Origin of the sequence: Streptomyces sp. WZ.A104, assembly GCF_002382885.1 — a bacterium.
In the GTDB taxonomy this organism is placed as follows: domain Bacteria; phylum Actinomycetota; class Actinomycetes; order Streptomycetales; family Streptomycetaceae; genus Streptomyces.
The window spans coordinates 21097-45684 of sequence record NZ_NWVL01000045.1 but is presented as its reverse complement, the minus strand read 5'-3'; the positions used below and the strand labels follow the sequence as shown (position 1 = coordinate 45684).

17 protein-coding genes are annotated in these 24588 nt (G+C 72.4%); 11 read left to right on the top strand and 6 right to left on the bottom strand.

Annotation, left to right across the window (positions count from 1 at the left end):
- Positions 1-73: 73 nt before the first annotated feature.
- The 4 genes from CIB93_RS23180 to CIB93_RS23165 all read left to right on the top strand — a co-directional run bounded on the left by CIB93_RS23180 (position 74) and on the right by CIB93_RS23165 (position 7557).
- Positions 74-2608, top strand: a complete 2535-nt coding sequence (locus CIB93_RS23180) for a SpoIIE family protein phosphatase (protein ID WP_096629506.1) — start codon at positions 74-76, stop codon at positions 2606-2608.
- Positions 2609-2819: 211 nt separating this feature from the next.
- Positions 2820-3359: a hypothetical protein gene (locus CIB93_RS23175; RefSeq protein ID WP_096629504.1), complete on the top strand. Its 540-nt coding sequence runs from the start codon at positions 2820-2822 to the stop codon at positions 3357-3359.
- A gap of 73 nt (positions 3360-3432) precedes the next feature.
- Entirely contained in the window at positions 3433-5673 is a 2241-nt protein-coding gene (locus CIB93_RS23170; RefSeq protein ID WP_096629503.1) for a hypothetical protein, read from the top strand.
- 333 nt (positions 5674-6006) lie between these two features.
- Positions 6007-7557 carry an exopolysaccharide biosynthesis polyprenyl glycosylphosphotransferase gene (locus CIB93_RS23165; protein ID WP_179500214.1) on the top strand — a complete coding sequence of 517 codons (1551 nt, stop codon included), beginning with the start codon at positions 6007-6009 and terminating at the stop codon, positions 7555-7557.
- Positions 7558-7615: 58 nt separating this feature from the next.
- Here the strand turns inward: CIB93_RS23165 and CIB93_RS23160 are convergent, their stop codons facing one another.
- Positions 7616-8599 carry a GDP-L-fucose synthase gene (locus tag CIB93_RS23160; protein ID WP_096629500.1) on the bottom strand — a complete coding sequence of 328 codons (984 nt, stop codon included), beginning with the start codon at positions 8597-8599 and terminating at the stop codon, positions 7616-7618.
- Between the two features lie 115 nt (positions 8600-8714).
- On the opposite strand from CIB93_RS23160, the gene gmd reads away from it, so the two are divergent.
- Genes gmd through CIB93_RS23135 form a run of 5 tightly spaced genes read left to right on the top strand, consistent with a single transcriptional unit; the run spans position 8715 to position 16315 of the window.
- On the top strand, positions 8715-9728 hold the full coding sequence (gmd, locus tag CIB93_RS23155; protein ID WP_096629499.1) for a GDP-mannose 4,6-dehydratase: 1014 nt from the start codon (positions 8715-8717) through the stop codon (positions 9726-9728).
- The gene (locus CIB93_RS23150) at positions 9725-12505 is read left to right on the top strand and encodes a LamG-like jellyroll fold domain-containing protein (RefSeq protein WP_096629497.1); all 2781 of its coding nucleotides are present in this window, start codon (positions 9725-9727) and stop codon (positions 12503-12505) included. The genes gmd and CIB93_RS23150 overlap by 4 nt, the downstream gene beginning before the upstream one ends.
- Positions 12502-14757 (top strand): LamG domain-containing protein, encoded by a 2256-nt coding sequence (locus CIB93_RS23145; RefSeq protein WP_096629496.1) that lies wholly within the window; start codon positions 12502-12504, stop codon positions 14755-14757. Before CIB93_RS23150 ends, CIB93_RS23145 begins: the two co-directional genes overlap by 4 nt.
- Positions 14757-15479 carry a hypothetical protein gene (locus CIB93_RS23140; RefSeq protein WP_096629494.1) on the top strand — a complete coding sequence of 241 codons (723 nt, stop codon included), beginning with the start codon at positions 14757-14759 and terminating at the stop codon, positions 15477-15479. The genes CIB93_RS23145 and CIB93_RS23140 overlap by 1 nt, the downstream gene beginning before the upstream one ends.
- Positions 15476-16315, top strand: coding sequence for a glycosyltransferase family 2 protein (locus tag CIB93_RS23135; protein ID WP_096629493.1), 840 nt, complete (start codon positions 15476-15478; stop codon positions 16313-16315). The genes CIB93_RS23140 and CIB93_RS23135 overlap by 4 nt, the downstream gene beginning before the upstream one ends.
- A gap of 12 nt (positions 16316-16327) precedes the next feature.
- Here CIB93_RS23135 and CIB93_RS23130 read toward each other — a convergent pair whose 3' ends face one another.
- Entirely contained in the window at positions 16328-17491 is a 1164-nt protein-coding gene (locus CIB93_RS23130) for a glycosyltransferase (protein ID WP_096629491.1), read from the bottom strand.
- A 105-nt stretch (positions 17492-17596) separates the two neighbouring features.
- Between CIB93_RS23130 and CIB93_RS23125 the strand changes: the two genes are divergently transcribed.
- Positions 17597-19111: a hypothetical protein gene (locus CIB93_RS23125; RefSeq protein ID WP_373558794.1), complete on the top strand. Its 1515-nt coding sequence runs from the start codon at positions 17597-17599 to the stop codon at positions 19109-19111.
- Here CIB93_RS23125 and CIB93_RS23120 read toward each other — a convergent pair.
- Genes CIB93_RS23120 through CIB93_RS23110 form a run of 3 tightly spaced genes read right to left on the bottom strand, consistent with a single transcriptional unit; the run spans position 19080 to position 23274 of the window.
- Positions 19080-20324, bottom strand: a complete 1245-nt coding sequence (locus CIB93_RS23120) for a hypothetical protein (protein WP_096629490.1) — start codon at positions 20322-20324, stop codon at positions 19080-19082. The two genes, CIB93_RS23125 and CIB93_RS23120, sit on opposite strands and share 32 nt — an antisense overlap.
- Complete coding sequence (locus CIB93_RS23115; protein ID WP_096629488.1) at positions 20321-22015, bottom strand: lipopolysaccharide biosynthesis protein; 1695 nt, start codon at positions 22013-22015, stop codon at positions 20321-20323. The genes CIB93_RS23120 and CIB93_RS23115 overlap by 4 nt, the downstream gene beginning before the upstream one ends.
- Positions 22012-23274: a glycosyltransferase gene (locus tag CIB93_RS23110; protein WP_096629487.1), complete on the bottom strand. Its 1263-nt coding sequence runs from the start codon at positions 23272-23274 to the stop codon at positions 22012-22014. The genes CIB93_RS23115 and CIB93_RS23110 overlap by 4 nt, the downstream gene beginning before the upstream one ends.
- 151 nt (positions 23275-23425) lie before the next feature.
- Here CIB93_RS23110 and CIB93_RS23105 point away from each other — a divergent pair, with 151 nt between their 5' ends.
- Positions 23426-23875 (top strand): adenylyltransferase/cytidyltransferase family protein, encoded by a 450-nt coding sequence (locus tag CIB93_RS23105; protein WP_096629485.1) that lies wholly within the window; start codon positions 23426-23428, stop codon positions 23873-23875.
- On the opposite strand, the gene CIB93_RS23100 is transcribed toward CIB93_RS23105, so the two are convergent.
- A complete protein-coding gene (locus CIB93_RS23100) occupies positions 23844-24581 on the bottom strand; it encodes a CDP-alcohol phosphatidyltransferase family protein (protein WP_096629484.1) in 738 nt (245 codons plus the stop codon). The genes CIB93_RS23105 and CIB93_RS23100 overlap by 32 nt on opposite strands.
- Positions 24582-24588: the final 7 nt, after the last annotated feature.

Here is a 24588-nt window from a genome sequence, read left to right as displayed (position 1 = left end):
CCCGCCGGGCGCGGTTGTGCCGGTCCCGGGCAGGGCGGATTCTGAAGGTAATGAACCAGGCCGGTGTGGTGCGGTGAGCGCAGCGAACACGGCGGAGAGCGCCGATTTCCGTGGCCCCCTGGACATCACCAGGGCGGCCACGGTGGTTCTGGACGCCGAAGACACCGTCATCGGCTGGAGCCCCGCGGCGGTCGAGCTGCTCGGGCACCGGCCGTCCGACGCCCTGGGGCGGCCGCTCAGCGCCTTCCTGTCGGCGCGGCCGGTGGAGGGGCCCCCGGTGCCCGACGTACCGGGCCCACCGCCCCTCGCGGGGAACGACTTCCATGTGGCGCGTACCCGGGACGGCCGTGAGCTGCTGGTGGCCACCGCGACCTGCCCCCTGCCGGGCGCCCCCGGCGGCCCCGGCACCCCGGACCGGGTCCTGGTGGCCGCGGAGGTCGGGGAGCTGCGGCACTGGGAATCGCGGCTGGCCCTGCTCCAGGGGCTGGCCACGCAGTCGCCCGTGGGCCTGGCCATCTACGACACCGATCTACGGCTGACCTGGAGCAACACCGCGTACGAGCGGGAGATCGGGCAGCCGCTCGACACCTACCGGGGCAAACGGGCCGACGAACTGTACTCCGGGGGCTCCTTCGTGACCCAGGGCTACCCGCAGACCCTCGACGCCGTCATGCACCACGTCCTGGCCACCGGAGAGCCGATCCTCGATCTGCACTTCCGGGGGCAGCCGCCCAGCGACCCGGGCAGGGACCATCTGTGGTCCTGCTCCTACTACCGGCTGGAGGACGCCCACGGGCATGTCTTCGGTGTGTGCGAGGACGCGTTCGACATCTCCGACCGCTACCGGGCGCAGGAGCGGCTGACCCTCCTCGTCGAGGCCGGACGCAGCATCGGCACCGTCCTGGACGTGGTGACCACCGCCGAGGAGGTCGCGGAGGTCGCGGTGCCGGACTTCGCCCGGGCGGTACGGGTCGACGTGACGAGCGCCGCGGTGACCGGGGAGACGGCGGCCGCCGGGAGCACGGCGGACATGACCCTGCTGCGGGTCGCCGAACGGTCGGCCACGGGTCAGGCGGCCCCGGACCCGGGCCGTTCGGCCACGGCGGCCGGGAGCGCGGACGTCACGGACCCCGCCGACCCCCGGCACCGGTATCCGCCCGTCACCTATCCGCCCGGATCGCCCCAGAACCGCAGCCTGTCCTCCGGCGGGCTCGTCCTCGACGAGAGCACCCTGGTCGTCCCGCTCCGGGCCGGCGGCGGCATCCTGGGGCTCGTCACCTTCGACCGGACCGTGCACACCGACGCCCCGGGCCACGCGCCCGCCCCGGTGACCACCTTCGACGGCGGCGAGGTCGCGCTGGCCGACGAGCTGGCGGCCCGGACGGCCGTCTGCATCGACAACGCCCGCCGCTACACCCGCGAGCGCACCGCCTCGCTCGCCCTCCAGCGGCAGCTGCTCCCCCACCATCTGCCGCCGCGGTCCGCCGTGGAGACCGCCTACCGCTATCTGCCCGCCGACGATGTGACCGGGGTCGGCGGGGACTGGTTCGACGTGATCCCGCTGTCCGGGACCCGGGTCGGTCTGGTGGTCGGGGACGTGGTCGGGCACGGCCTCCAGGCCGCCGCCACCATGGGCCGACTGCGCACCTCCGTACGGGCCTTCGCCCAGCTGGACATGGCCCCCGACGAGCTGCTCACCCGGCTGGACGACCTCGTGGGGCAGCCCGCCGAGGAGCAGTACGACGCGTACGGGACGACCACGGACGCCACCGGCGCCGTCGGCGGGACGGCTTCCCACGCGTACGACGACGTGACGACCGGGGCGACCTGCCTGTACGCGGTCTACGACCCGGTCTCCCGACACTGTGTCATGGCCCGGGCCGGGCACCTGCCTCCGGCGATCGTGGAACCCGGGGGCCGGGTGTCGTTCCCGGACCTGCCCGCCGGGCCGCCGCTGGGCCTGGGCGGCCTGCCGTTCGAGTCCATGGAGATCGACCTGCCGGTGGGCAGCCTCCTGGCGCTGTTCACCGACGGGCTGGTCGAGGCCCGCGACCACGACATCAGCCGGGGCCTCGACGCGCTGGGCCGGGTACTGGCCGACCCCTCGGCCTCGCTGGACGAGCTGTGCGACCGGGCGGTCGCCGAGCTGGTGCCCGGCGGCACGAGCGCCGACGACACGGCCCTGCTCCTGGTCCGTACCCGCGAACTCGCCGAGGGGCGGGTGGCCGAGTGGGAGCTGTCGGCGGAGCCGGTGTCGGTGGGCCGGGCCCGCGAACTGGCCACCGGGCAGCTGGAGGCCTGGGGCCTGGCGGAGCTGTCGTTCTCGACCGAACTGGTCGTCAGCGAACTGGTCACCAACGCGGTCCGGTACGCGGGCGGGCCGCTGCGGCTGCGCCTCATCCGTGACAGCACCCTGCTGTGCGAGGTCGCGGACACCGGTCACACCTCGCCGCACCTGCGGCACAGCGCGGAGGACGACGAGGGCGGACGCGGCCTGTTCATCGTCGCGCAGCTCGTCCAGCGATGGGGCACGCGGTACACCCGGACCGGAAAGACCATCTGGACCGAGCAGGCCTTTTCCCCTGCGGTGACCTCTCAACTCCGGTGACCTTCCAACCCTGTCGGCCTCCCCGGCTCCCGCGACTCCCCACTCTGCCGACCCCCCAACTCCCGGGAATTTCCAGCTCTGTTGACCTCCCAACGCCGGAGACGCCCCGACGTTGTTGACATCCCAACAGACATCGACTTAGGTATGCCTTACCTAAGTCGACTGGGTGTCCGTGGTTCTGGTCAACAATGTTGAGAAAGGTGCTCATCGAATGAGTGCTGTCCCCTCCACCCGTACCGTCGCCCGCGCGGGCCTCGCCGCCTTCGCCGCAGCCGCGCTGGCGCTGACCCTCGCCTCCCCGGCCGCCGCCGCGACCGGTACCCGCACGATCACCGACGGGGGCACGACCTACGACCTGTCACTCACGGCCCCGGACACCGCGGCCGCCTCGGGTGCCAACGTCACCGTCTCCGGCAGCGGTTACAACACCGGCCAGGGCGTCTACGTCAGCCTGTGCGTGGTGGACGGGACACAGGGCGCCGGCAAGCCCTCGCCGTGCCTCGGCGGCCAGGACGAGTCCGGCACCACCGGCGCCTCGCACTGGGTGTCCAACCTGGGCGGCGGCATCCTGCCCAACAGCTCGACCTTCGGCACGGGCGGCACCTTCAGCGTCCAGATACACGTCAAGGCCGATCTCGGCGGCGGCAACGTCTGCGGCGACACCGTCGAGTGCGCCATCGTGACCCGCGCCGACCACACCGACACCAACGACCGCAAGTACGACGTCCACACCCCGATCGACTTCGTGTAACACCCCCGGCCATACGCCCGGCCCCGGAGGTTCGCTCCGGGGCCGGGCTCCCCGCGTTGTGACGAGGAATCACATGACATCCACTCCGGGCACCGCTCCGGGCACCCCGCCGAACGTCCGCCGCAGACCGGTGCGGCGTCAGGCCGGCACGGCCGCCGTCGCCGCCCTGCTGCTGGCGGCGACCCCCGCGGGTGCGGCGGCAGGCTCCGACGCCGGCACCCCCGGGAGCGCCACCGGCCCGCAGGGGCAGAAGTTGACCGTCTCGGCCACCACCGGTCTCGGCCCGGCCGGGCAGAAGGTCCGGGTCACCGGCGAGGGGTACGGCCTCACCGCCGGCATCTACGTCGCCCTGTGCAAGGACAACGGCGACGACCGGGCCCCCTCCCCCTGCCTCGGCGGCGCGGACATGAGCGGCGGCTCCAGGACCTCGCAGTGGATCGTGCCCCCGGGCGATCCCTACGAGGGCGAGCTCGCCCGGGCCTTCGGACCCGGCGGCACCTTCGACGTGGAGATCGAGATCACGGCGACGGGTGACGGCCTCGACTGCGCCGAGGTGCCCTGCTCCGTGGTCACCCGCGCCGACCACCGCGCCGGCGGCGATCGCACGCAGGACGTACGCATACCCGTGACCTTCGCGGGCCAGGAGCCCGGCGAAGGGGGCGAGGGTGTGGACGTGCCGCCGGGCACCGTCTCGTACCGGGCCGCCGCCGACTTCACCTCGGCGGGCAAGCCGCTGGACCTGCTGCTGCACCCCGACTCCAAGAAGCTGTACGTCGGTGCGGACAACCTGCCCGACACAGCGGACGCCGACGAGCGCGGGCTGTACGTGCTGAACCCCGAGGACGGGAGGGCTGAGAGCTGGATCGGCCAGGCCCCCGGCCCGACCGGGGGGCTGCGCGCCTCGGCGGCGGCCCGGATCTCCGGACCCCTGCCGGGCGACGGCGTCGTCTACAACTACCCGCTGCGGGGCGTCGGGAGCGCCAAGGCCGGCGACTCCGCCGCCTCGGGCGTCTGGCTCGCCGGGTCCACGATCACGGACATCGCCCCCGGTACCGCTCCGGGTACGGTGCTGGTCGCCCAGAGGGCGAAGCTCTCCGAGATCGAGACGGCGACCGGCACGGCCGCCCGGAGCCTCACCCTGCCGGGCGGCACCCGGTTCGCCGCCGACACCGACCGGGGTGTGCTGTGGTACAGCGACTTCGCGGCCGGGAAGCTGCACCGGGTCGACCTCGCGTCGTTCGCGGTGACCGGCTCCTTCGATCTGCCCGGCGCGAACGGCTTCGCCGGATTCACCGAGACGGACCCCGCGAGCGGTGCGGTGTGGGTCGGGGTCGGCCGGTCCGTGCTGGTCTTCGACGCCTCGGGCACGCTGGTGAAGACGATCGTCGGCAAGGACCTCGCCCGGGACGCGGCCTTCGACGCGGAGAGCGGGCGGGCCTTCGTCGTCTGGCAGGACGGCGGGGACCTCTCCGACCCGGCCAACGACAACAACGGCACGCTGACCGTGTACGACAGCGCGGACCACACCGCCGCCGCCGAGGACGTGTCACTGCCCGGCAACCACTCCCAGCTCGGCGCGGCCTCGCTCGCCGTCACCCCCGGCGGCGCGACGGTCTTCGTGACCAGTCCCGCCGAGGGGAAGATCACCAAACTGGTCCGGCAGGTCTCCCCCCTGGTGACCCAGGCACCCGCCGACCGGTCGGCGCGGGACGGGGGCGAGGTGTCCCTCACCGCGCGCGCGGAGGGCACGCCGGAGCCCGCGGTCCGCTGGCAGGTCAGCACCGACGGCTCGCAGACCTGGCAGGACGTCGAGGGCGCTGCCGAGCCGGTTCTCGCGTTCACCGCCAGGACCGCCCAGGACGGCTACCGCTACCGCGCCGAGTTCCGCAACGACGTGGGCACCACACGTACCGCTCCCGTGACGCTCACCGTCACGCCGGCCACCGGCGGCGGTGACGCCGAAGGCGCGTCCGGGGGCGACAGAGGTACCACCGGCGACGCCTCGAACGGCGGCGCCAGTACGGGTGGTGACGGTGCGTCGGGTGGCAGCACGATCGGCGGAGGCAGTGGTACGCCGTCCGGCGGCGGAGATGTGGGCGGGTCCGGAACCGGGTCCGGGTCCGGGTCCGGGTCCGGTGGCCCGGTCGGCGGAGGCCTCGGCGGCAACACCGGCACGGCGGCCGCATCCGGCGGCGGCAGCCTGGCCGCCACCGGGCTCACTGTGACGTCGGCAACTCTCGCAGCAGTCGGCCTCGTTGGGGCAGGTCTGTTGGTCCACCGGCGCACAAGGAGGCGCACGACCGGCGCGTTCTGATCTCACAGCTGTTCCTCCTCCCCGCCCGGTACGCGGCGGCGACACCGAACCCCCTGCCCGGGCACGCCTCCCGCCAGGGGGTTCGCGCGTTCCCGGGCGTACGGCACAAGCGCTTGCCGTCTGGCGCCCCCTCAACATCCGTGTGCGTCAAGCGACATCGGATGGTTACGGTGAATCGGAGGCCTGGAAACCGAGCCGTCTGAACTTCACGAGAACTCCAGCGAAATGGCACGTGTGTGGATATCGTGCACCGGGCGAGGCCGCATCCGTCAGTCCATGGGATCGACGGATGCGTCCCGTTTGTGGGGGTGCCCGACTGTGACTGGGGGGTTCATGGGGCATGTCGAAATACCGGAGACCGACATATCCGGGCCGGTGGGGCTCCGGGGCGCGCCGCGCCCCCGCACCGCCGCCTCCCGGAACCGCACGGCGGCCCTGGAACAGCTGTGGAGGGCCCCGACAGCACAGCGCGACCCGGCCGACCGGGCTCCGGCCCGGCGGTGGCCGGGGCACGGCCCGACGCTCGCCGCGCTGACGGATCTGCTGGGGCTGGCCGGGCCGGCCTGGCTGCTGCTGCGGGCGGGCGACCAGCCCCGTCCACTGGCGGCCGCCGCCGTGGCCGGGCTGGTGTGGGCGGGACTGCGCGGCGCGCGCGGACGGTACGCCGAACCGCCGCGGACCACGCCGGGAGGTGCGCTGGGCACGATCGGCGACTGGCTGCTGCTCATCGGGGTGCTGGCCGTGCTGCACACGGCGGCGGGCAGCCCGGTGGACCCGGCGACGGCCGTCGTGGCCGTCGCGCCGGGGCTGCTGGTCGCCACCGCGGCGGCGGGACTGCGGCACTGGCCGCGCACCGCACGGCGCGGCCGAAGGGTCCGCAGGGTGCTGCTGGTCGGCGAGGCGTCGGGCCTGGACCGGGCGGCAGAGCTGCTCAACTCCCGTACGGACCACGACTATCAACTGGTCGCGGCGATTCCGGTGGGCGCGGACGCGCCGAGGCACGACGGTGTGCACGTACCGGGGCATCTCGCGTCCCGCCCGGCCGACGACGACGTGATGACGGTGCTCGGCGGGGCCTACGCGCACGCCGCTGACCTGGTGCTGGTGGCTCCCGGGCCCCAGCTGGCCGGTGACCGGCTGCGGCGGCTCGGCTGGGGACTCCACGACGGGGGCGTCGCCCTGTGCGTGCTCTCCGAGCTCTCCGGGGTCGCGCCGGAGCGGGTGCGTCCCGACACCCTGGCCGGTCTCACCCTGCTGCACGTGGCACCGCCGTTGCGCGGTGGTCCGCAGGTGGTGGCCAAGGCCGTGCTGGACCGCACGGGGGCACTGTTCGGGCTCGTGTTCCTGGCTCCGCTGTTACTGGCCGTGGCTCTGAGCGTACGGCTGTCCTCGCGGGGTCCGGTCTTCCACCGGCAGGTCCGGCAGGGGCAGCACAACCGGCCTTTCACCATGTGGAAGTTCCGGACGATGGTGGCGGACGCGGAGCAACGCAAGGCCCGGCTCGCCGCGGCCAACGAGGTCGACGGCCCGCTCTTCAAGATGCGCAGCGACCCTCGGGTGACCCGGATCGGCCGGGCGCTGCGCCGGACGTCGGTCGATGAACTCCCGCAGCTGGCCAATGTGTTGATGGGTCATATGTCACTGGTGGGCCCGCGCCCGCCGCTGCCCGAGGAGGCCTCGCGCTACGACGAGCGGGAGTGCCGCCGGCTGGCCGTGAAACCGGGGCTCACCGGGCTGTGGCAGGTGAGCGGGCGCTCGGACCTGTCCTGGCAGGAGACCGTCTCGCTGGACCTCTGGTACGTGGACAACTGGTCGGTGGCCACGGACATGGGGCTCCTCGCCCGTACGGTGCGCGCCGTCACCGACGGCCGCGGGGCCTACTGAGGACGGTGTGCGGATGCGAGGAGCCCCGGCTCACCGCCGCGCGAGCGGCGGTGAACGGTCATACGGTGGGCGGGAGCTGCCCGAGCCACCACGCGTAGGTACGGGCGATGCCGTCACGCAGCGGAATCCGCGGCGTGAAGCCGAGAGAGGTCAGACGGGTCACGTCGAGCAGCTTGCGGGGCGTCCCGTCCGGCTTCGAGATGTCCCAGCCGATCTTCCCCCGGTAGTCCGTCACCTCGGCCACGGTCTCGGCGAGTTCACGGATGGTGAGGTCCTCGCCGCAGCCGATGTTGACGGGTTCGTCGCCGTCGTAGGCCTCCAGGAGGCGTACGCAGGCGGCGGCGAGGTCGTCGACATGGAGGAACTCGCGGCGCGGGGAGCCGGAACCCCACAGGGTCACCTCGCTCGCCCCGTCCCGCTGCGCCTCGTGGAAGCGGCGGATCAGCGCGGGCAGGACGTGCGAGGTCTCCAGGTCGAAGTTGTCGCCGGGTCCGTAGAGGTTGGTGGGCATGGCGCTGATGTAGGAGGCGCCGTACTGCCGCCGATAGGACTGGACCTGGACGATCCCGGCGATCTTGGCGAGGGCGTACGCCTCGTTGGTGGGCTCCAGTTCGCCGGTGAGCAGCGACTCCTCACGGATCGGCTGGGGGGCGAGCCGGGGATAGATGCACGACGAGCCGAGGAAGAGCAGCCGCTTCGTCCCGGCCGCGTGCGCACCGGCGATCACGCTGAGCTGGATGCGCAGGTTGTCCTCCAGGAACTGCACCGGATAGGTGCTGTTGGCCATGATCCCGCCGACCTTGGCGGCGGCCAGCACCACGGCGTCCGGGCGGACCTCCTTCAGATACGTCTCGGTCCGCGCGGCATCGCGCAGATCGAGGTGGCCCCGGCCACGGGTGAGCACCTCGTGGCCGTCCTCGGCCAGGCGGCGGGCCACCGCCGAGCCGACCAGGCCGCGGTGTCCCGCGACGAATATGCGGGAGCCGGGGCGCAGTAGGGGGCGGGCGGATTCCTGCGGTGGGACGGGGAGTTCGGTCGTCATGGCTCGGATTGTGCCAGCAGAAGGGGACGGCGGTGATGCTTTGCCGCAGAACGTCCCAATTCCGATATGTCGGTGAACCGTTCGCCGCTCAGGCGATCGCAGAGAAGGGGGAATCGTGGCGAAGACCGCGCTCATCACCGGAGTGACCGGGCAGGACGGCTCGTATCTGGCCGAGCTGCTGCTCGACAAGGGCTACACGGTGCACGGGCTCATACGTCGTTCCTCAAGCTTCAACACCGAGCGGATCGACCATATCTACCAGGGTCCCGAGGAGCCGGAGCGCTCCTTCGTCCTGCACCACGCCGACCTGTCCGACGGGGTCGCGCTGGTGAACCTGTTGCGCGACATCCAGCCCGACGAGGTCTACAACCTGGGCGCGCAGTCGCATGTGCGGGTGTCCTTCGACGCCCCGCTGTACACCGGTGACGTCACCGGGCTCGGTACCATTCGGCTCCTTGAGGCGGTCCGGGCCAGCGGCATCCAGACCCGGATCTACCAGGCCTCGTCCTCCGAGATGTTCGGCGCCAGCCCGCCGCCGCAGAACGAGAAGACCGCGTTCCACCCGCGCAGCCCGTACAGCGTGGCAAAGGTCTACTCATACTGGGCGACGGTCAACTACCGCGAGGCGTACGGCATGTTCGCGGTGAACGGGATTCTGTTCAACCACGAGTCGCCGCGCCGGGGCGAGACCTTCGTGACCCGCAAGATCACCCGTGGCGTCGCCCGGATCAAGGCTGGGCTCCAGGACCGGCTGCACCTGGGCAACCTGGACGCGGTCCGGGACTGGGGGTACGCCCCGGAGTACGTGGACGCCATGTGGCGGATGCTCCAGTGCGACACCCCCGACGACTACGTGGTCGCCACCGGCGAGGGGGTCAGCGTCCGGCAGTTCCTGGAGTTCGCCTTCGAGCACGCCGGCCTGGACTGGCGCGAGCACGTCCGCTACGACCCGAAGTACGAACGGCCCAGCGAGGTCGACGCGTTGATCGGCGACGCGTCCAAGGCCGAGGAGCTGCTGGGCTGGAAGCCCGAGGTGAAGTCGCGTGAGCTGGCCCGGATCATGGTCGACGCGGACATCCGCCGGCTGGACGACCAGCTGACCGGGGCCGCCGTTCGGGTGGACAGATGAAGGCGCCGGGCGGTCGCGGGCGCACGGCGCCCGTCGTCGCCCTCGCGCTGGCCGCCGGGGTGCTCGCCCCGGTGGCCGCCGCTCCCCCGGCGGCCGCCCTGACCGCACCGGTCGGCTTCACCGCCGACCATCTGCCCACGTACCAGACCAACGGCATCGTGTGGTCGCTGGCAGAGGCGCACGGGGTCGTCTACGCCGGCGGCACGTTCTCCTCCGTCCGCCCGGCGGGAACCCCGTCGGGCGGCGGCTCCGCACCCGCCGTCAACTTCGCGGCGTTCGACGCGGCGACCGGGGCGCCGACCGGCTGCGCGCTCTCCTTCACCCGGACCAGCGGCACCGCGACCGTCCGGGCGCTCGCCGTCTCCCCGGACAAGTCGACGCTGTACGTGGGCGGTTACTTCAACGCGGTCAACGGGACGGGCGCCAACGGCCTGGTCGCCGTCGACACCGCCACCTGCACCCGGCGCGCCGGGTTCTCGCCGAACTTCTCGGCGACGGTCCGCGCGCTGGACGTCGCGGCCGATGGCACGGTCTACGCGGGCGGGGACTTCCAGTCCGTCAACGGGCAGACACGGCGGTTCTTCGGCGCGGTGACCCCGGCGGGTGCGGTGACCGGGTGGAATCCGGACGCGGACGACCCGGGCCGGACGCTGAAGGTGACGCCGGACGGGGCCTCGGTGCTGCTCGGCGGCGACTTCTTCACCGTGGGCGGCACCGACTCCCATGCGATCGCGGTGACCAGCGCCACCACCGGAGCGCTCACCCGCGCGTATCCCGACGGCTTCATCCCCTCCACCGCCGTCATCAAGGACATCGTCACGGACTCCGCGTCGGGCGGCTGGTACGCCGCCGGTGAGGGCCGCGGCGGCCGCTCCTTCGACGGCCGCCTCGCGATGGAGCTGGACGGCTTCGACCAGCGCTGGCGGGACACCTGCCAGGGGGCGACCCAGGCACTACGGGTCTACAAGTCGGTGCTCTACGCCGCCAGCCACGTCCACGACTGCTCGACAATGGGCGGCTTCCCCAACCAGACTCGCAAGCACCTCACCGCGCAGAGCGTCGACGACCCGGCGCTGCTGGGCTGGCTGCCGGACACGAACGACGGGATCGGGGAGCCGGTCGGGCCGCGCGCGCTGACGATCGCCTCGCGCGACGGCCGTGACTTCCTCTGGGTGGGCGGGGAGTTCACCACGGTCAACGGGGGTCCGCAGCAGGCGCTCACCCGGTTCGCGAACACCCCGGACACCGGTGCTCCGAGCGTGCCCGCGGCCAGTGTGTCCGCGCCCCGGGCCGGTGAGGTGCGGGTGAGCTGGCGGACCTCGCTGGACCTGGACGACAGCCTGCTGACGTACCGGGTGTACCGCAACGGGGGCTCGTCCCCGGTGCACACCACGACCGGCTCGTCGCTCTTCTTCAGCCGTCCCCAGCTCAGCTTCACCGACCGGAGCGTGGCGGCCGGACAGACCTACTCCTACCGGATCACGGCGACCGACGGCGCGGGCAACACCAGCGCACTCTCCCCCGCCGCCTCCGCGACCGCCGCCTCCTGGGCCTCCCCGTACCAGGAACGGGTGCTGGCCGACGGTGCCGATCTGTACTGGCGCTACGACGAGCCCGGCGGAACATTCGCCGCGGACGCCTCGGACAGCGACAACGCAGGCGTGTACGTGAACGCCCCGACCTACCACAGCACGCCCTCGGCCGTCGCGGGCTCGGCGGCGCTCGCGCTGAACGGCAGCGACGAGTACGTGTACAGCGACCGGCTGCACCACTACACCTCCCCCACCCCGTACTCCATCGAGACGTGGTTCCGCACGACGTCGACGAGCGGCGGGCGGCTCGTCGGCTTCGGCAACAACATCGGCAGGGCACAAGGCCGGACGAGCTCGATCTCCGACAAGCTTCTCTACCTCACGGACAACGGGCGGCTGGCCTTCGGCGTCCAGGTGGGCAGCACCAACAGCCGCCCCACCCTGACCAGTTCGGCCAGTTACCACGACGGCCAGTGGCACCACGCCGTCGCCACCCAGGGCCCCGGCGGGATGACGCTGTACGTCGACGGGGTGCGGGTCGCCTCCAACACGACCGCGGGCAACCGCTCGTACAACGGGTACTGGCGGGTCGGCGGGGACGCGATGAGCAACGCCTGGCCGAACCGCCCGTCCAGCACCTACTTCGCCGGTCAGGTCGACGAGACGGCGATCTACCGCTCGGCGCTGACCCCGGCCCAGGTGGCCGCCCACCACGAGCTGGCCCAGGCCCCCGCCCCGCCCGTCGACACCACGGTGAGCGTCCTGCCCGACGAGGACGCCTACATCAACAGCGTGGCGGCCAACACGAACTACAACCACCAGCAGTTGGCCTCGCGGGGGACGACGGCCTATCTGAGCTATCTGCGCTTCACCCTGCCCGACGCCCCGGCCGAGCAGGTCCTCAAAGCGGCCCGCCTCCAGTTCCGTACGTCCTCGGACCCGACGGCGGGCTCCACCGACAGCCACAGCGTGGTGCCGGTCACCGGCGCCTGGACCGAGTCGGCGGTCACCTACAACTCCCGGCCGGCGCTCGCCGCGACCGTGCTGGGGACCATCACCGGCGCAACCGCCGTCTCCACCGACTACGCGGTGGAGCTCACCGCGCCGGCACTGGGCGGGGCCCTGGGCTCCTCCTACTCACTCGCCCTGACCAGCAGCGGGACGGACAGTCTGCGCATCTGGTCGAGCGAGGCAGGATCCGCGGCCTCCCGGCCGCAGCTCGTTCTCACCTTCGGAGCTGAATGATGAACGGAAGTACGGGGCAGAGAACCGGGGGGCGCGGCCGTGTGCGGGCCGCCACCGCCGCTCTCGGCCTGCTGGCCGGAGCCCTGTCCGCGACCGCGGTCGGGGCATCCCCGGCGGCGGCACTGACACCACCGGTCGCGATCACCGCGGACGACCTCACCACCTGGCAGACCAACGGCATCGTCTGGGCGATGGCCGCCGGCGACGGCGTCGTGTACGCGGGCGGCACCTTCTCCACCCTGCGCCCCCCCACGGCCGCGCCCGGCACCGGCGAAGAGCCCGCGGTGAACTTCGCGGCGTTCGATGCGGCGACCGGGGCCCCCACCGACTGCTCGCTGTCGTTCACGGTCTCCTCCGGGACCGCTACCGTCCGGTCCCTGGCACTGTCCCCGGACGGCGAAACCCTCTACGCGGGCGGGCAGTTCGGGGCGGTGAACGGGGTCGGGGTGAGCAACATCGCGGCGATCGACACCGAGACCTGCACCGTCCGCGACGACTTCAAGATCGCCGTGACGGCGACCGTGCGAGCGCTCGCCGCCACCGGCGACACGGTCTATCTCGGCGGCGACTTCAACAGCGTCGGCGGTCAGACCAGGAACAAGTTCGCCGCCGTGACCACGGCCGGGGCCTCACTGCTGCCCTTCACGGCGAACGCGGACGAGGTGGCCCGGGCCATCGAGGTGACCCCGGACGGGCAGAACGTGCTGCTCGGCGGGGACTTCTTCCGGATCAACGGCACCAGCACGCACGCCCTGGCCGTGGTGGACGCCACCACCGGGCAACTCACCAAGTCCTACCCGGGGTTCATCCACGACCGGTCCACCGTCCAGGACATCACCACCGACGCCACCGGCTTCTACACCGCCAACGAGGGCAGCGGCGGAGGGGTGTTCGACGGCCGCATCGCCCTGGACCTGAGCGACTTCCAGCAGCGCTGGCGGGACACCTGCCTCGGCGCGACCCAGTCGGTGCTGGTGCACTCCGGGGTGCTCTACAGCGGCAGCCACGCCCACGACTGCGCCAGCATGGGCGCGTTCCCCGACCAGCCGCGCAAGCACCTGCTGGCCCAGTCGGTCGACGACCCGAAGCTGCTGCCGTGGTTCCCGGACACCAACGACGGCATCGGGGAGCCGGTCGGCCCCCGCGTGATGGCGCAGACGAGCAGCGGCGACCGCCACTACCTGTGGGTGGGCGGCGAGTTCACCACGGTCAACCGAAAGCCCCAGCAGGGCCTGACCCGGTTCGCGGACGGACCGGACACCGGGGCACCCTGGGTGCCCAACGTCAGCCTGTCGACGCTGACTCCGGGGCAGATCGACGTGAACTGGCAGACCAGCTTCGACACCGACGACGGCGAGCTGACCTACCGGATCTACAAGAACGGCTCCGACACCCCGGTCCACACCACGACCGGCTACTCCGTCTTCTGGGACCGGCCGCAGCTGACCTGGACGGACACCGACGTCACCCCGGGCGAGACCCACTCGTACCGGATCACCGCCAGCGACGGCATCAACACCAGCGCCAAGTCCCCACCCCACTCCGCCACCGTGGCGAGCACCACGGAGGCCTATGCCGACCGGGTCCGGGCGGACGGGGCGAGCCTCTACTGGCGCTACGACGAGGGCATCTCCACCTTCGCGCACGACAGCAGCCGCAACCTGAACAACGGGTTCATGCGCAACGCCCCCGCCTACCGGCAGACCCCGGCCGCAGTGGCCGGGCCCTCGACAGCGATCGGGCTCAACGGCAGCGACGAGTACCTGTACAGCAACCGGCAGCACCCGCAGCCGACCCGGTTCACCATCGAGACCTGGATCAAGACCACCACCAACCGGGGTGGGAAGATCATCGGCTTCGGCAATCTGACCCAGCAGAACAGCACCCGTCACGACAAGCACGTCTACATGCGCAACGACGGGCGGCTCACGTTCGGCGTGTACAGGGGCGGCACCCGGACCATCACCACCCCGGGAACGTACAACGACGGCCAGTGGCACCACATCGTCGCCACCCAGGGCCCCGGCGGCATGGCGCTGTACGTCGACGGACAGCGGCGCACGTCGAACTTCCTGTACACCGCCAACGAGGACTACCCCGGCTACTGGCGGGTCGGCGGGGACAACCTGTCGGGCTGGCCCAGCCGACCCTCCAGCAACTTCTTCGCCGGCCAGATCGACGAGACCGCCATCTATCCGACCGCGCTGAGCGCTTCCCAGATCAGCGCGCACTACGCCCTGAGGAACGGCTGATGAGGAATCCGTTCCTGGCCGGCGCCGCCGTCGTCATGACGGCGGCGGCGCTGGCGGCCTGCGGCTCGTCCGCGGACGGGAACGACCCGGAGGCCGCGGGCGCCGAGCGCCCCGCGGCCTCCGGGCCCGCCGTCCCCGGCCCCTCCGCCACCACACCCGCCCCGCCGTCCGCCAAGGAGCCCGCAACCGCCGTGCCGTCCGCTCCGGCCGCCACGGCCGAGGGCCCCAAGACACCCGCCGACAAGCTCACCCCGGCCACCGGGACGTTCACCGAGAAGCAGAAGAAGTATCTGGAGGACCGGGTGCCCAAGGGCATGGACCCGGCCGCCGTGCTCCAGACCGGGCAGGAGACCTGCGACAAGCTGCGCTACCTGGTCAAGGTCGACCGGGACACCGCCATCGGCACGATCGTGACCGACGAGATCCCGGGCGCGGCGGACGCGGTCGCCGGGCTCTGCTCCCAGCACCAGGACCTGGTGGACGAGGCGGCGGTCGGCTACCCGGACGGCACACACACCGGGAAGAAGCTCCGTCCGGGCGTCTACCGCTCGGCCTCCCCCACCGCGAACTGCTCCTGGCAGATCGCCGGGGCCGGGGGCAGGGAACTGTCCTCGGGCACCTCCGACACCGGCAACTCCCGCAAGATCACGATCCCGGAGTCCGCCCGTACGTTCACCTCCACAGGCTGCTACGCCTGGCTGCTCGAAGGAGCCAAGGGATGACCGCAGGTAAGACGAAGCTCCCGATAGCGGTGGCGATCCCCACCAAGAACGAGGGACTGAACATCGCCGAGGCGGTGAAGTCGGTGCTCGGCCACTTCGAGGCGGTCGTGGTGGTGGACTCGCACAGCACCGACGACACCGTGAAGATCGCCGAGGAGTGCGGGGCCGAGGTGGTCACGTACACCTGGGACGGGGGCCATCCCCGGAAGAAGCAGTGGTGCCTGGAGAACGTCCGCACCGACCTGGACTGGATTCTGCTGCTCGACGGGGACGAGCGGCTCAGCCCGGGGCTGCTGGCCGAACTGCGGCAGACCTTCCGGAACCCGGCGGCACCGAAGCCCGCCGCCTACGACATCCCCCTCGGCTACTGGTTCTCGGGGAAGCGGCTGCGCCACGGATACACCATCCGCAAGCGGTCGTTGACCGACCGGACCCGCTGCCACTACCCGGAGGTCGGGGATCTGGACGCGCCGGGGATCGGGGAGGTGGAGGGCCACTACCAGCCGGTCGCGGCGAGCGTGGGGACGCTGAGGCACCCGATCGAGCACCAGGACCTCGACCCGGTCACCGCCTGGTTCGAGCGGCACAACCGCTACTCGGACTGGGAGGCGTGGCTGGAGCACCACCCCGAGGTCAAGGAGCAGGTGCGTCAGGTCAAGTCGCGTCAGGGGCAGTTGTTCCACAAGGCGCCGTTCAAGCCGGTGGTGTCGTTCGCGTACATGTACCTCTACCGGCGGGGCTTCCTGGACGGCCGGGCGGGGTTCGACTTCGCGCTGGCGATGAGCTTCTACCGCTGGCAGATAGCTCTCAAGTCCCGTGAGAAGCCCGTACGTTGACGGGTCGGCCGGTCACCCTCGCCGCCGGCGGACCACGTCCTCGTAGGTCCGCCGGAGGGTGGTGGTGACCACCTCGATGGTGAAGCGGTCGTTGACCAGCTCCCAGGCGGCCTTGCCCGCCTGCTCGGCGGCCTCCGGCTCCAGCAGCTCCAGGACGGCGTCGGCGACCTTGCGAGCGTTGGCGGCGTCCGCGCCGACCCGGCTGTCGATGACCCGTCCCGCGCCCGCCTCGGCCACATCGGGCCCCAGGCCGCAGGTGCGGGTGATGACGACCGGGGTGCCGACCGACATCGCCTCCAGGACGGAGACCCCGAGCGGCTCCTCGATGGAGGGGAGGACGTACACATCGGCCTCGCGTCCGGCGGCGAGCACCTCGTCGTGGTCCAGCGGCCCGACATGGTCCAGGGAGCCGGCAACGCCCAACCTGGCCGCCAGCGCGAGGGTCTCGGGAAGGGCCCCGGTGTCGGGCCCGGCCAGCACGAAGCGGGCGTCCGGGTGGCGGGCGAGGACGTGCGGCATCGCGGCGACGAAATCCTCGGGCCGCTTGCGCTCCTGGATGCGGGCGAGGAAGAGCACGGTGGGCGGGCGGCCGGGGTCGCGGGCGGGCTTGCGCTCCTGCGGGCGCACCCCGTTGACCAGGCGTACGGTACGGCTGAGCGGGACGGGTGCGGCGACGGCGTTCACATCGAGCCGTTCCATCTCGGTCAGATGCAGGACGGCGTCCGCCTCCCGCAGCACCTTGCGGACTCCGAGCAGATCGGTGAGCTGGGCGACGCGCTTCTCGGTCGGGTCGACCATGCCGTGGGTCTGCACGACCAGGGGGGTACGGGTCGCGAGGGCGATCAGCGCGGCGGGCAGGGTCACCAGGTCCCGCATGAGGTGGACGTGGACGAGGTCGGCGCCGCGCATCATGCGGCGGGCGGTGCTCAGCAGGGCGGCGGAGGTGATGCCGCTGACCTCGAACATCGGGAGCAGATGCCGGGCCTGGAAGAGGTGGACGGGAACTCCCTCCACACGGCTGGGCAGTTCACCGTCCGGGAAGCCGTCGCCCAGGGCCATGACGCGGGCGTCGTCACCGGCGGACCGCTGAACCTTGGACAGGTTGAGCGCCACCCGGGTCGGACCGCCGAACGCGTGGTCCGGGGTGTGGAGCGTGACAACGTGCAGGATTTTCACCAGGGTTCCCCTCAACCTCGGCCGACTGTTCACAGCGTAGCCATTGCGTCCCTCCAAGTGGGTTGATTCGTTAGAGTGTTCAGCGGTCCACGGAACGGGGGGCGGATGACGTCCGTGCACACGCCGACGCGCACGCCGAAGCCTTCGCCGACGCGGCCGGCGGCCCTCGAACCGCCCGCCCGGCCGATCGCCTGGGCCATGCTCTCGCGGGCGCTGGCGGTCCCGCTGATCCTGGGTCTGGTCTGCTTCCTGCCCGCGGTGATCGCCGCGCAGCCCGGCAGCGGGGTGCGGGACACGGCGTACTGGCTCCAGCTGGTGCTGACCTGCTACGCGGGGGCCCGGCTGGCGACGATGATCCTCTCCACCCGGCGGCGGCTGCTCCAGGGCGTCTTCTGGATGTTCGTCTACATCGCGATGGGCGTGGCGCCCCTCGCGCAGGTGGTGATCGGCCAGACGCCGACGCCGATGGTGGGGCCGCGCTCGGACCTGGTGACGGCGATCGCGATGATCCTGGTGGGATGTGCGGCCTTCGACCTGGGGGCGCTGCTGGCCTCGCGGAGGCCGCTGCGCCGCCGTACGCCGACCGCGCGCGGGACGGCCGGGCCCGCCGTGGCGCACCCGGTGCGGCTGCGGCTGCTGGTGCTGCTCGCGTTCGCGGCCAGCGGGTACTACGTGCTGAAGCTGGGCGGGCCCGCGGTCTTCTTCTCCAGCAGGCAGGAGATCAGCGAGACGGTGGCGGCGAGCGGGGTGGCCTCGGGCGAGTCGAACGTCGGCTCGGCGTTCCTGAAGGGCTTCGGCACGGTCCCCGCGCTGCTGGCACTGCTCTTCTGCACCCGCCGCCTGGTGACCTCCCGGCGGGCCCGGAGGACCCCGTCGACGGTGCTGGTGTGGGTGGCGCTGGCGGCGCTCAATCTGGTGGTGAACAACCCGATCTCCAACGCGCGTTACTGGTTCCTGACGGTTCTGGTGTCGTTGCTGTTCACGGCGTTCCCGCGCAGTGCGGCGGTGTACCGCTCGGTGCTCGCGGCGGGCGTGGTGGGGGCGCTGGTGCTGTTCCCGTACGCGGACAAGTTCCGCTACGACGAGGAGGGGCAGCGGACCGTGCAGTCCGCCTCGGCTTTCGAGCCGCTGGCCACCAAGGACTACGACCAGACGGTGATGTTCGCCAACACCATCTCCTGGGTGGACACCCGGGGCCACACCTATGGCCGTCAACTGGCGGGCTCCGCACTGTTCTTCGTACCCCGGGCGGTGTGGAGCGGAAAGCCGGAGGACACCGGGGTCCGGGTCGGGCAGTGGATGGGGATGCGGATGACCAACCTCTCGGCCCCGCTGTGGACCGAGCTCTGGGTCGACCTCGGCCCGGCCGGAATGGCCGGCGGCCTGGCGCTGATCGGCTACGCGGCGGCCCGCACGGACCGCCGCTACGCCCTCGCGGTCACCCGGGCGGGCCCGGGCTCCGGCAGTGTGCTGGCCATCGCGGCCCCGCTGATCGCCGGGTACACCTTCATCCTGCTGCGCGGCCCACTGCTCCAGGCGGCGGGCAAGCTCGCCATCGCGGTGCTCTGTCTGGCGCTGATCACCACGTTCAGGGAGCAGCGGGCAGCGCGTCGGCGCTGACGGGCTCCTGGGGCGCGGCCTTCCGTCGGCGCAGCCGGGCCACCCTGATCCAGGTAGCGGTGGCTTTGCAGAGCGAGCCCAGGAAGAGGCCCCAGGCGGCGCCCGGGACGCCGCCGATGACGTAACCGCCCGCGAGGAACGCCACGGCGGTGAGTGAGAAGACGATCTGGATGGGGAGCGTGGTGCGCGGGTCGAGCATGCGCAGGGCGAGCAGGCCGCAGGTGCCGACGGCCATCGCCGCGTACTGGCTGCCGGTCGCGGGGAGCAGTGCGGCGGCAACGGGCCAGGTATCGCCGAGGAGTTGGCGTCCTGCGCTGTCGGGCAGCAGGGCGAGGACCGTGGCCCAGAGCGCGGCCGTGGTGGCGAGAGCGGCGGCGAGCGCGGCGGTGGCCCGGACCCGGCGGCGCTCGTCGCCGACACGGCCGAGGATCGGGGGGCCGAAGGATGTGGCGGAGGTGAACAGCACGTTCAGCGGCCCGAAGAGGGTGGTCGCCCCGCGCAGCGCCCCGACCAGGAGGGGGTTGCCGACCGCGCCGAGGCCGAGGACGGACAGCTGACTGGTGGCGTTGCCCACGCCGAACTCGACGGTGAAGCGCTGCCCGAGGTGGCCGCGCCGCAGCATCGGGCGCAGTGCCGTCGGGGCCCCGGCGGTGGCACGGTGGAGCAGGGCGGCGGAGAGCAGCAGGGCGGGCAGGGCGGACAGGCCCCAGACCGCGATCAGCCGGGCCGGGGCCGCCCCGTAGTCCTGTACGGAGAGGGCCGCGAGTACGCAGACCAGCCGCAACAGGTCCGAGATCAGGGCGTGATGGGGCTGCCGGAGCGTGGCGAAGGCGTAGCGGACGGCGTCCTGGCCCAGCACCACGGGCAGGACCAGGCCGAGCATCAGCAGGGCGCGGGCCGTGTCGCCGGGGACGAGGGCGCAGACGGCGGCCAGGAGCGCGCCGAGCACGGCGGCGGCGAGCACGGTGAAGGTCACGGCCGAGCGGCAGGCGCCGCGGGTCTCCTCGCCCGCGCCGCGTTTGAGGACGAGGGGCTGCCCGGTGTACGCCCCCGAGACGCCGAGCAGCACTGTGAAGACCAGGTAGACCGCGGAGAAGCGGGCGAAGTCGGCGACGGTGGAGAGCCGGGCGGCGGCCACCAGCACGAGGATGTTGGTGAGCGCCGCCACGCCCTGGTCCGCGACCGAGCAGAGGACGGCCGTGCGGGCTCTCACCGTCGCGCCGCCGGTAGCGTCAAGGAGCGCAGGCCGAGGGTCTCGGTCGGATCGCCGGTGAGCTCGGGGGCGTCCGGCTCTGCGGTGGGAGTGGGTCCGCCGCCACCGCCGCTTCCCCTGCGCCGGGTGGACTTCGCTCGCCGCTCCGCGCGGCGCATCCGCCCCCGGGGCGGATGGAGCAGGGAACCGAGGACGGAGCCCCCGGAGGCGACGATGATCTCGCGGATGCGTTCCAGGTCGCTGCGGTGCACCTCGCGCGGGTCGCACACGATCATGACGCCCGCCACCCGGTCGACCAGGGCGACCGCGTCCGCGTAGGACAGGACGGGCGGGGCGAGCACGATGACGACGGTGCCGGGGCGGTCGGCCTCGGCGACGACGCGGCCGACGGGCGGGGAGGTGAGGACGCGCGGGACGTTGTCGACGGTGGTGCCGGGGATCAGGGTGAAGGCCCCGGAGCCGGGGACGTCCACGCCCGAGCGGCCGCCGGTGGGCCAGCTGCCGTCGCCTTCCTCGGCGGCCCAGCGCGGCGGGCGCACCTTGTGGGCGGCGGAGCCCAGGTCCCGGGCGAGGGAGGGGGTGCGCAGATCGGCCTCGACCAGCAGGACGTCACGGCCCATCTCGGCGAAGGCGGCGGCGAGGTTGGCCGCGGCCGCGGCGGCGGCCGCGTTGTCGTCGCGCGGAGCGGTGACGAGCAGGCGGCGGCTCTCGGCGAACGACGGGTCGTAGGCGAGCCGGAAGGCGACCGCGCGGTACTCCTCGGCGAGCCGGGAACCGCTGCGGCCGATGGCGAGCAGTCCGCCCGTGGCGGCGCGCTCCCGGGGCAGGGTGCCGAGCAGCGGGGCGCCGAGCGAGTGGACCAGCTCGCGGGTGGTGCGTACGGCGGGGTCGAAGACGAGGCGCACCCAGGACAGCAGCAGCCCCAGCGCCAGACCGACGACACCGCCGAGCCCGAGCAGCAGGGGCAGGCCGGCCCCGGTGGGCGAGGTGGGGGCGACGGGCTTCTTGTTGAGATAGCCGGGGGTGGTGTCCAGGGCCTTGAGCTCGGAGATCTTCCGGCTCAGTTCGGAGATGGAGACGATGATGTTGGCGCGGGCACTGGTGACGTCGTCGGCGGCGCCCGCGCCGATCTGCTTCTCCAGCACGTCGCGCTTCTCCTCCAGCGGGCCGAGCTGGGCCCGGTAGCCGTCGGACATGTTCTCGATGCTGTCCTCGGTGCGCGCCTTGCGATGGGCGAGATACGCGCCTGCCAGGGCTTCGGCGCGGGCGCGGGACTGCTCGGGGGTGGCACCGGTGTAGGAGAAGCGGAGGATGAGGGTGTTGGGCGGGTTGGTGACCTGGAGTCCGTCCAGCAGCTTACGGGCGGTGACGTCGTCGCCCGCCTTGAGGAGGGTGCCCGCGGCCAGGGTGCCGACGGTGTCGCTGACGGCGGTCTGGCGCTCGGAGCCGATGTTGATGCCCTTGTCGGCGGAGGCTCCGGCGGCGAAGGGGTCGGAGATCGCGGAACGGACGAGTACTTCGCCGGTGGCGGTGTAGGTCTCCTCGCCGCCGAGCGCGAGATAGCCTCCGCCGAGCAGTCCGACGGCGACGCCGGCGGCCAGCAGGCTTCGGTAGCGGAGGAGTTGGCGGAACTGGTCGCGCAGGAGCGCCGGCTCGTCCTGGTCGTCCGGGACCCGGTTCACGGCTGTCATCGGCGAGGGCCCCCTTGTCCGTCCCGCAGGACCTCGGCGAGCAGTTCGTCGAAGCGGGCGAGGCCCGCCTCCCGGCTCAGGTGGCGTGCCACGTACCGCGGCCCCTCGGCTCCGAGGGCGTCGGCGCGGGCCGGGTCGGCGGCGAACTTGCGTACGGCTTCCAGGAGGGCGGCGGGGTCCTCGGGGGCGACGAGGACCCCGGCCCCGGAGCGGCGGACCTCGTCGGCGGTGCCGCCCTCGTCGGCGACGGAGGCGAGCACGGGGCGTCCGGAGACGAAGTAGGAGGTGAGCTTGGAGGGGACGCTCATGTCGAGGACCGAGGCCCGCTGGGTGACCGCGAGGACATCGGCGGCGGCGAGGACGTCGGGGAACTCCTCGGCGCTCGCGGGCTCCAGGAACTCCACGTTGGGCAGTCCCTCGGCACGGGCGCGCAGGGCGTCGCGCTGGTTGCCGTCGCCCATCAGAACGACACGGATGTCCGGGGCCAGCCGGGCGGTGTCGATGAGCACCTCCAGGCCCTGCTTGAGGCCCATGTTGCCGGAGTGCAGCAGGACGGGGGTGGCGGCGGCCCAGCCGAACCGGGCCCGGGTGGCGGCCCGGTCGGCGGTGGGGCCGTGCACATGGGTCCAGTTGGGGACGAGGCGGATGCGGCCGGGGTCCACGCCGAGGGCGGTGACCCCGGGGACGAAGCTCTCGTGGATGACGCCGACGAGGGCGGCCCCGCGCAACGCGTACCGCTCGGCGGCCGCGGCGACGGCGGCCGCCCGGCCCCCGCCCCGGATGCCGCTCTGCGCGGCGGCGGCGCCCATCAGGTCCTGGACGACGGGGAGGTAGGGCACGCGGTGGCGGTGGGCGAGGCGGGCCCCGATGACGCCGCCCGCGAGGCTGGGCATCTGGGCGATCACGGCGTCGGGGCGTCCCGGCGGCGGGGCGGTGAGCCCGGTGGCGAGAATGCTCGCCTCGAACGCGGCCCGGCGCAGGGCGGTCTGACGGGACGGCACATAGTGCCTGCGCCGGTGCACGCCGACGCCACCGCGTATCTCCACGGTCCGCCACACGCCCCGGTAGCCCTCCTCCAGCTGCCAGGCGGGGTAGTGCGGCATACCGGTCAGCGCCCTGACGCGGGCGCCCGACGCGGCCCAGTGTTCGGCCAGTTGGGTCGCGTACGGGCCGATGCCCGTGACCTCCGGGGCATAGTTGGTCGACACCACCAGAAGGCGGCGGTCCTGAAACGGCCCGCGCCTGGCTCCATCACTCATCGGACGATCGCCTTCCCCCCATGACAGCCGCTGCCCCCACCGAGGAACAGCCCCTGTCGAGCTTATCCGTTCACGGCTTGCTCAAGTGTTCTTCACAGTAAGGTCGTTGGAACATCACCGGATCACGTTCACCGTGGGGGGAGAGATACGGATGGTGCAGCACAGGGTGGGTTACGCGCCCGGGGTGTACGACCTGTTCCATGTCGGCCACCTGAACATCCTGCGGCATGCCCGCAGTCAGTGCGACTACCTGGTCGCGGGGGTCGTCTCGGACGAGATGGCCGCCCTCGCCAAGGGCCACCGGCCCGTGATCCCGTTGCGCGAACGACTGGAGATCGTCCGCAGCGTGCGGTTCGTGGACGCCGCGTTCGTGGAGACCGTGCCGGACAAGGTCGAGACCTGGCAGCAGGTCCGGTTCGACGTGATCTTCAAGGGCGACGACTGGCGGGGCACGGACAAGGGCCTGAAGCTGGAGCGCGACTTCGCCGAAGTGGGCGTGGAGGTCGTCTACTTCCCGTACACCGTGCACACGTCCAGCACCCAGCTGCGGCGGGCGCTGGACGTGCTCGTCAGCCCGCCCGGAGCGCTTTCAGCTCCCTGAACCACTTGGCCAGGAAGGCCGCGAGGAACAGGGTGTGCACCACCGCCAGCACGGCGTACCCGGCGCGGAAGGCTCCGGGTGCGCCGAGCAGGAGGAACACCAGGCAGAACACCCCGTAGTCGGCGGGCAGCAGCGCCACGGCCCGCCCCCGGGAGACCGGCGCCGCCGCCGGTGCCGCCCAGGCCGGCCCGCGGGCGCTCGCCGCCGCCTTGCCGAGCTGTTCGCGCAGCAGCCCGGCGCAGAAGGTGAGCACGGCGGCCAGCTGGAAGCCCAGTGGCAGCAACAGCCATGCCTCGGAGGGCAGTTCACCGAACCGGTAGAACGAGATCAGGACCGCGGTGTGGACGAGGAGCAGCTTCCCGCAGTCCACGACATGGTCCAGCCACTCCCCGTCGGGCCCGCCCTTGCCGGTGAGCCGGGCGAGCTGCCCGTCGGCGGAGTCGAAGGCGAAGCCGACCGCCAGGGCCGCGTAGACGGTGACCGCGAGCGTCCACGACGGCTCGACGAGCGCGACCGCGGCGAGGGCGGAGTAGGTGAACAAGGCGCTGACCAGCGTAACTTGATTGGGTGCCAGTCCCATGCGATATGCCCCGGCCGCCAGCACCCGCCCGGCCGGGCGGTTCACGTACCGCGAGTAGAGCGAAACGCCCTTGGCGCTCTTCTGTGCGCCGCGCAATTCGCGCAGCACCGTGCCCGTGCTTCCCATACGCCCC